The sequence below is a fragment of the Bradyrhizobium sp. genome (assembly GCF_049798375.1).
GTDB lineage: Bacteria > Pseudomonadota > Alphaproteobacteria > Rhizobiales > Xanthobacteraceae > Bradyrhizobium.
On the sequence record NZ_JBARGP010000294.1, the window covers coordinates 1 to 8458 of the forward strand.

Below are 8458 nucleotides of genomic sequence, written 5' to 3' on the forward strand. Positions count from 1 at the left end.
GCTGGCGAACATTGGGGTGCGCGATTCCAGCCGCGCCTCGCGGTCCGGCGGCGCCGCGAAGATCACGGTGTCGCTGATCGGCGAGGGTTTTGGCGTCGAGGCATTGTTGAACGAGGTCGGATCGGAGACCACCGGCGCGCGCGGCGCCTGCGCCTGCGGGCGGATCGAGCCGGTGATGTCAGAGAGGCTGCCGAGCGTGGCGGCGCGACCCTCCAGCGCCGCCTGCCGCTTCAGGACCTGGTCGAGCTTGTGGTCGAACTGCTCCTGATCCAGCATCTGGCGGCTGGTGGCGCGGTCGACCTTGGCGCGCAATTCGGCGATGCGGTCCTCATAGGAATATTGCATCTCAGCCTGGCGCGCGATCAGTCGTGTCAGCACGTCGTCGCGGAACGCGAAATAGGTCGCGGTCGCTGCCGACCAGATGCCGAGCAGCGAGACGGTGCCGACCACGATCCAGAACACCACCGGTCCGAACCGGACCTGCTTGCCGGCATGAACCAGCGTATAGCCGTCCGAGGACGGCGCGGCCGGCGGAGGCGCAGCGTGGTTGACCGAGCCGCGGCGCGGCACGGTGCGTCCGCGATCATGGGCATGGTGCTGGGGATACTCGGCATACTGGCCGGAACGATGCGACATCGGCACTCCCGCCGATCTGACATCGGCACTCCCGTGCCGGGTCGGAGCATGCGTTCCTTACGGCCTCGTTGGTCGAGCGCGATTTGACCCGTGCATGGTTAATTTTCTGCCAATGGAACGCACGGCCGTTAAAGCGCGCGCGCCGCAGCGAGCACGGCTTCGGCATGGCCGTCGACTTTCACATTGCGCCAGATCTTGGCGATGCGGCCGTCGTCGCCGATCAGGATCGTGCTCCTGATGATGCCGAGGAACTTGCGGCCATATAAGGACTTTTCGCCCCAGACGCCGTACGCCTCGAGCATCTCGTGCTGCGGATCCGAGAGCAGGGGCACGGTCAGCTGATGCTTGTCGCGAAAACCGTCCTGGGCCTTGACGCTGTCGGCGGAGACGCCGAGCACCGTAGTTCCGCTGGTGGCAAAATCCTCACGCAACCGGGTGAAATCGATCGCCTCTCGGGTGCAGCCGGGGGTGTTGGCCTTGGGATAGAAGAACAGCACCAACTTGCGGCCGGCATAATCGGCTGACCGGACCGCGCCGCCGCCGTCGCGTGGCAATGTGAAGTCCGGCGCGGTTGCTCCTTCCTGTAGAATCACAGCCGAACCGGCGTCCGATTCGGTCCCGCCACCCGTAGTCGCCGGTGGTTTTGCGCGTTTGGCGGCGGGCTTCGAAGCAGCTACAGTGCGTCCGGACGACTTCGTACCAGCCTTCGCGGAACTGGGCTTGGTCGCAGCCTTCGCCTTGGTCGTGGCCTTCACTTTGGAAGTGGCTTGGACACGTGCTGCGGTCCTCGTTCCCGTCCGCGCGCCAGCCTTGCCGGAACGCGAGGCTTTGGCGGCTCGCTTGACAGATTGGCCGGCGGTGCTCTTGGAGGATTTCTTGCGCAATTCCTTTGACATACGCCTTCCTTTCGTCGCTTTCGGCAGATCAATCATTGGGGTATTTCGTGTCTTGTCCGGTGCGCCGGAATCGACGGGGCCACTGGGCAAGTCTGACGGCCCCGGGCTATGGTGACAAGAAATTCGACGCACCGTCCGGCGGGCTGACGCGAGCCGGATGCGCCCGACGACGAGCAACAGGATCAATCGAGGATTCGGAGCGATGCCGGCCAAGGAACGCTCGTTATCGGTCGACGGGCGAGGCCAAACGGACAAGCAAGCCGGGCATCAGGTCGGCATCACTCCATCCGAATTCGACATCAGGCGCCGGCACCGAGAGGCAATGGCAAGCAATACGTCATCCCACAGCCCCCCTTCGCATGAGAGCGCTCCGTCCGGGGCGTGGGAGGACGACGACTCACATTACGACTATGCGGATCACGATGATTCGGATCACGACTATGATCACGAGCACGACGATCATGAGCACGATGAAGCAGCGCATCGTCGGACACGGCGGCTGCTGGGTGGCAATTCCAGACCGCGCAGCTTGCCGCGCCGCGCCGGTGCCGTCCGCCGTCGGCTGAGCCGCTCGCGCTGGGTCGGCCGGCTCGCACGCTCGTTAGTCCTGCTGGTCGCGGTGTTCGCGCTGAGCTTCGCTGTGCTGTGGTGGTTGCTCGGCACCGGCCCGATCAATGTCGGCTTCTTAACGCCGTGGCTGGCCGCTGCGATCGAGGACAATATCGGCCACGGCAACACCGTCGAGGTTGGCGGCACCCAGATCGAGCGGGCCGGGCGAATCAGGATCGCGGTGCGCATCCGCGACATCATCGTGCGCGACCAGGACCATGCCGTGGTGGCGAGCGCGCCAAAGGCCGAGGTCCGGCTGTCAGGCGCAGCGCTCTTGATGGGCCGGCTGCGCGCCGAAAGCCTCAATCTGGTCGATGCCGAGCTTGCCGTCCGCATCACCCCCGACGGCACCGTGACCGTCTCCACCGGCGACACCTCTAAGCCGCTCGCCACCGGCGTCGCCTCCAAGCGCGCTGCCGGCCTGCCGCCGACCTTCACGCCGCCGGTTGGATCCGGGCCGCCACCGCCAGCCACGCCCGGCGTCCCCAGGCCGCAGATCAACATGCAGGCGCCGCTCGGCGCCGGCCCGGTTCCGGTGCCGACTGCGACCGCACAGAACGGTGTGCTCGCCGGTCTCGACTGGCTCGATAGTCTGAGCCTGACCGGGCTCGACGGCCAGAACCTCAACGAGATCGGCCTGAAGAACGGCGTGCTTGTCGTCGACGACCAGCAGCGCGGCAACAAATGGACCTTCGAGCACATCAGCCTCAGCATGCGCCGGCCCTCCAGCGGCGGCGTGGCGGTGAGCCTCGGCGAGGAGGGGGCCAAGCCCTGGTCGCTGAAGGTGCTGGTCGGGGCGCCGGCGAACGGCGTGCGCACCATCGACATCAAGGCCAACAAGGTCTCGACCAGCAACATCCTGCTGGCGCTGCGGCTCAAGGACTTGACCTACATGGCCGACCTGCCGATGTCCGGCGAGATCAAGGGCGAGCTCAGCCGTGATGGCCTGCCGACCTATCTCAGCGGCAAGATCACCGTCGGCGCCGGCAATATCATCGATACCGACACGCCCGATTATCCGATGGCAATCGATTCGGCGGAGCTGAGCCTGGATTGGGATTCCAACCGTCGCGTGCTGATGGCGCCGTTCAAGATCGTCTCCGGCGCCAACCGGATCACCTTGCTGGCTCACCTCGAGCCGCCGAACGACGTCGCCAACGACTGGCGGCTCGGCTTTTCCGGCGGCACCATCGTGCTTGCCGGCATCGACAGCGAGCCGGCGCTGATCTTCAACCGGATCTCGGTCAATGTCCGCTTCGATACCGAGGGCAAGCGCGTGCTGCTCTCGCAGGCCGATATCAGCAATGGCGAGATCGGCATCGCCGGGACCGGGAGCGTGGATTATTCCGGCGAGCCGCGGCTGAAGCTCGGCTTCGCCGGGACGCCGATGTCGGCCTCCAACCTGAAACGGATCTGGCCGACCCTGATCGTGCCGGAGGTGCGCGCCTGGGTGATCGAGCGCGTCGATCGCGGCTCGCTACAGCGGCTCGACGTCGCGGTCAACTCGCCGGTGAAGAACCTGCCGCGCAAGGGCCCACCGATCCCTGAGGATGGCCTCGACGTCAACATCGTCGCGTCAGGCGTGACGCTGCGTCCTGTCGATGGCCTGCCGTCGGTCCGCGATGCGGATCTGCGTGCGCACGTCAACGGCAAGACCGCGATCGTCAATATCGGGCAAGGTGCGGCCGACACCCCGGCCGGGCGCAAGCTCAACTTTTCCGACGTCGTGTTCGAGGTGCCGGATATGGCGCCGAAGCCGCCGCCATGCCGGATCAGGATGCGCGTCGACGGCCCGGTCGCGGCCGCCGCCGAAATGCTCGCCTCTGACCGGCTCAGCGACCTTGCGACCCCGCTTGATCCCAACACGGCAAAGGGCACGTTCCAGGCGGCGATCAGTCTCGGCATGCCGGTGAAGGGCGAACTGTCCAAGACCGACACGACCTACGCGGTCACCGCCGAGCTCAACGGCTTCTCGGCCGACAAGCTGGTGATGAACCAGAAGCTCGAGGCCAATCAGCTCAAGATCGCGGCCAACAATCAAGGCTACCAGGTCAAGGGCGACGTCAAGATCAGCGGCCAGCAGGCCGCGCTGGACTATCGCAAGCCCGCCGACGGCGACGCCGACATCAAGCTGCAGGCGACGCTGGACGATGCGAGCCGCGCCCGCCTTGGCGTTGATCTCGGTCCCGCCATCGTCGGCAACATCCCGCTGAAGCTGAGCGGCAAGATCGCCTCGTCCAACGATCGCGACAGCAAGCTCGGCGTCGAGGCCGATCTCACCCAGCTGAAGCTCGACAATGTGCTGCCGGGCTGGGTCAAGCTGGCGGGCAAGTCCGGCAAGGCAACCTTCAACGTGGTGCCCAAGCCGCAATCGACGCGGTTCGAGGATATCGTGATCGAAGGGGGCGGAGCCTCGATCAAGGGTTCGCTCGAGGTCGACCAGAACGGCGACTTGACGAACGTCAATTTCCCGACCTATTCGCCATCGGAGGGCGATAAGACCCAGCTCAAGGCCGAGCGCGGCCAGGACGGCGTGCTCAAGGTCACGATGCGCGGCGACGTGTTCGACGGCCGCGGCTTCATCAAGTCGGCGATGTCAGGCGCCAGCGGCAAGGATGCCGACAAGAGCAAGTCGAAGTCGCTCGATCTGGATGCCGATGTGAAGCTCGGCGCCATCGCCGGCTTCAACGGCGAAGCATTGCGTAGCATCGATCTCAAACTGTCGCGGCGCGGCGGCGCCTTCAAGAGCTTTAGCCTGAGCGGCAAGATCGGGCGCGACACGCCTGTGACCGCCGACCTGCGCTTCGGCCGCGATGCGCCTGCCGCCGCGGACCTTCGCGGCGGCCGCGCCCAGGGCCGCGAGGTGGTCTATCTGCAGACCAATGACGCCGGCGCGTTCCTGAATTTCACCGATACCTATACCAAGGTGACCGGCGGTCAGCTCGAACTGGCGATGGAGCCGCCGACGGCGGATTCCAGCCCCAAGGAGGGGCTGGTCAACATGCGCGACTTCACCGTCAAGGGCGAGCCTGCGCTCGACCGCGCGCTGGCCGGAGGAGGCGGCGTCGGCCAGGGCGTCGGTTTCACAGCGGCGCGCGCCGAATTCACGCGGCAGCCCGGGCTTCTCTCGGTGAGGGATGGTGTCGTGCAGGGGCCGGCGATCTGTCTCACGGTCGAAGGCAGTATCGACTACAATGCCAGTAAGGTCCGGATGAGTGGAACCATGATTCCGGCTTGCGGACTGAATGCTATCCCAGGCCAGATCCCGCTGTTCGGCCTCCTGCTCGGCAACGGCAGCAAGGAAGGGCTGTTCGGCGTCACCTATGAGGTGGTCGGCACGCCCGGCAAGCCGGTGGTGCATGTCAACCCGATCTCGGCGATGGCGCCCGGCGTGTTCCGCAACATCTTCAATTTCAACACCGGCAAGCAGCAGCCCGGCACTACGATGGACATGGCACCGAACAACTGAGCGGGCGCCGCGCATCATTTTGCGATGCGGCGGTCCATTCGCTGCCGGCTGGCCAGACGTGCTGCTGACCTGGTCGTGATTGCCGGACTGAAAAGATCGAACGCGGCCTGTTGACAGGCCGGCCTTGCGCGCGTTTGATCCGCGGCACGGGGATGTGCGATCTCCCCGCGAGGCGACATGCCCAAGAATCGCGTCCTGGTCACCAAGGGCGCAGCATGTCATCTTACACCTCGATTTCCCCTGACAAGCTATCTCGTCTGATCGGCACGCCGCACGTGCCTGTTCTCATCGATGTCCGTATCGATGAAGACTTCGACGCGGACCCGCGTCTCATTCCGGGCGCGGTGCGGCGTTCGCATCGCGATGTGAACGACTGGGCCGCGAGCGTTTCCGGCCAATCCGTTGTCATCATTTGTCACAAGGGACAAAAGTTGAGCGAGGGCGCGGCTGCCTGGCTGCGTCACGGCAACATTGCCGCCGAGAGCCTCGAAGGCGGGCAGGTTGGATGGAACGAGGCCGGTCTGCCGACTGTGCCCGCCGACAAGATCCCGAAGCGGGATCGGCGCGGTCGTACGGTATGGGTGACGCGCGCGCGTCCCAAGATCGACCGCATCGCCTGTCCGTGGTTGATCCGGCGCTTCATCGATCCCACCGCCGTCTTCCTGTTCGTCGCGCCGCCCGAAGTCGAAGCCGTAGCGGACCGCTTCGAGGCTACTCCCTTCGATATCGAGCACGTTTTCTGGAGTCATCGCGGCGAACTCTGCACGTTCGACGTGATGGTCAGCGAGTTCGGCCTGTCGATGCCGCCGCTCGAACGCCTGGCGACGATGGTGCGCGCCGCCGACACCGGGCGCCTCGATCTCTCGCCGGAGGCGTCGGGCCTTCTGGCCGCATCGCTGGGTTTATCGCGCATGTACGAGGACGATCTGGAGCAGTTGAGTGCCGGTATTCTGCTCTATGACGCCTTCTATCGCTGGTGCCGGGACGCCACCAGGGAAACCCACAACTGGCCGACCAACAAGGTGAGGCCGTGATCGGCGGATGACGGCGCCGCGATCATCGGCAATCGTTCGATCGACGAGGCGGCCATCGAGAGGCGGGGGCAAGGACGAACTCAACCAGCCAACCACCACGGAGACACACATGCGCAAAACTCTCTTGGCTGCGGCGTCGATCGTCTCGGCCGTGCTCATCACTGGCGTGGACGCACAGAAGGTCGATTGGCGCATTTTCACCGAGCCGTTCGTTTCCACCGCCCAGGCGCAGGACATCGATTGGCAGAAGGTCGACGACATTCTTGGCCGCAAACCCGCTGTCGGCGGTGACGTCCGCCGTTATGGATTTCCACGCAGCGACCTTGCTGTGACCCTGGACGGTGTGTCGATTAGGCCGGCCTTGGCGCTCGGCGGCTGGGTCGCGTTCAAGCCGATGCAGGGCGGCGCGATGGTGATGGGCGACCTGGTGTTACTGGACAGCGAGATCAATCCGGTGATGGCCAAGATGATCGCGAACGGTCTCGAGATTACCGCGGTCCACAACCATCTGCTGCGCGCCAAGCCTGAGACCTTCTACATGCATATCGGCGGCCACGGAGATCCGGTGAAGCTCGCGACCGCCATCCACGACGCGCTGGCCGAAAGCAAGACGCCGCTCACGGTCGCCGCGGCGACGGCGCCGCCGCCCGCAATCGATCTCGACACCGCCCAACTCGACCAGATCATCGGCGTGAAAGGTCAGGCGAATGGCGGGGTCTATCAGTTCAACGTGCCACGCCGCGATCCTATCACGGAGGACGGCATGCCGCTCAGTCCGGTCGGGCCGATGGGAGTCGCCATCGGTATCAATTTTCAGCCGACCGGCGGCGGCAAGGCGGCGATCACCGGCGACTTCGTCCTCACCAGCGATGAGGTGAACCCGGTGATCTCGGCGCTCCGGAGCCACGGCATCGACGTGTCGGCGCTTCACAGCCACATGCTGGATGAGCAGCCGCGCCTCTTCTTCATGCACTTCTGGGCCAATGACGACGCAATCCAGCTCGCAAAGGGGCTTCGTGCCGCGCTCGACAAGACGGCGAGCACGAAGAGCTGAGAACAACAAGGGGGCACGATGACGAGGAGCGTAAAGATAGAAAGCGGGCGGATCAGCGAGCTGGTCCGCTACTTCCTGCGGCTCGGTTGCCTTGGCTTCGGGGGGCCGGTGGCTCTCGTCGGGCAGATGGAGCGCGAGCTCGTCGACGACAAGAAATGGCTCACCAAGGAGCAGTTGCGCGAAGCGATCGCCATCTGCCAGTCGCTGCCGGGGCCGCTCGCGATCCAGGTCGGGGTCTACGTGTCCTACCTGCGCGGCGGCTTCTGGGGAGCCTGGGCGGGCGGCTGGGCGTTCATCCTACCGAACTTCGTCATCGTTGCCGCTCTTGGGGCGCTCTACGTCTACCTGGGAGACCTCAAGGCGATTACGGCCATCTTCTACGGCGTCAGTCCCGCCGTGATCGCGCTGATCCTGCATTCCTGCTACCGCCTCGCCAGGCTCGGCATGGAGGATCGGCTGCAATGGGTAATTGCCGCGGTCTGCCTGGCCGTGACGGTGGTCCTTCAGGCCGAAGTCGCGCTGCTGTTCATCGGCGCCGGCATTGTCGGCATTCTCTGGTACGGCGATCTGATCCGGAAAACACCGGCCGCTTTCTCACTGACGGCCCCCGTGCTGGCGCAGCTCGTGCCGCACACATCAAGCTCGATCCTCGGCAAGCTGCTGCTGTTTTTCCTCAAGGCGGGCTCTCTCACCTTTGGCAGCGGGCTGGTGATCGTGCCGTTCCTCGAGCAGGGGCTTGTTCAGCAATTCGGCTGGCTCG

Annotated in this window: 5 protein-coding genes and 1 pseudogene; 4 read left to right on the forward strand and 2 right to left on the reverse strand. The window is 65.1% G+C overall.

Annotated features, from left to right (window positions below; all coding sequences use genetic code 11):
- Positions 1-636 (reverse strand): annotated as a pseudogene (locus WA702_RS12670) (M23 family peptidase); the annotation flags it as partial.
- 128 nt (positions 637-764) lie between these two features.
- Positions 765-1532 carry a peroxiredoxin gene (locus tag WA702_RS12675; protein WP_425110873.1) on the reverse strand — a complete coding sequence of 256 codons (768 nt, stop codon included), beginning with the start codon at positions 1530-1532 and terminating at the stop codon, positions 765-767.
- A gap of 322 nt (positions 1533-1854) precedes the next feature.
- Between WA702_RS12675 and WA702_RS12680 the strand changes: the two genes are divergently transcribed.
- From WA702_RS12680 to chrA, 4 genes are all read left to right on the forward strand, one after another.
- On the forward strand, positions 1855-5610 hold the full coding sequence (locus WA702_RS12680; RefSeq protein ID WP_425110869.1) for a hypothetical protein: 3756 nt from the start codon (positions 1855-1857) through the stop codon (positions 5608-5610).
- A 215-nt stretch (positions 5611-5825) separates the two neighbouring features.
- Positions 5826-6644, forward strand: coding sequence for a chromate resistance protein ChrB domain-containing protein (locus tag WA702_RS12685; protein WP_425110870.1), 819 nt, complete (start codon positions 5826-5828; stop codon positions 6642-6644).
- Between the two features lie 109 nt (positions 6645-6753).
- The gene (locus tag WA702_RS12690; RefSeq protein WP_425110871.1) at positions 6754-7698 is read left to right on the forward strand and encodes a DUF1259 domain-containing protein; all 945 of its coding nucleotides are present in this window, start codon (positions 6754-6756) and stop codon (positions 7696-7698) included.
- A gap of 18 nt (positions 7699-7716) precedes the next feature.
- On the forward strand, positions 7717-8458 hold a 742-nt coding region (gene chrA, locus WA702_RS12695), incomplete at its 3' end, for a chromate efflux transporter (protein ID WP_425110872.1).

Excerpts from the sequence above, each read along its gene's own strand:
- WA702_RS12675 (WP_425110873.1), bottom strand. The coding sequence starts at position 1,532 with ATGTCAAAGGAATTGCGCAAGAAATCCTCCAAGAGCACCGCCGGCCAA.
- WA702_RS12680 (WP_425110869.1), top strand. The coding sequence starts at position 1,855 with ATGGCAAGCAATACGTCATCCCACAGCCCCCCTTCGCATGAGAGCGCT.
- WA702_RS12685 (WP_425110870.1), top strand. The coding sequence starts at position 5,826 with ATGTCATCTTACACCTCGATTTCCCCTGACAAGCTATCTCGTCTGATC.
- WA702_RS12690 (WP_425110871.1), top strand. The coding sequence starts at position 6,754 with ATGCGCAAAACTCTCTTGGCTGCGGCGTCGATCGTCTCGGCCGTGCTC.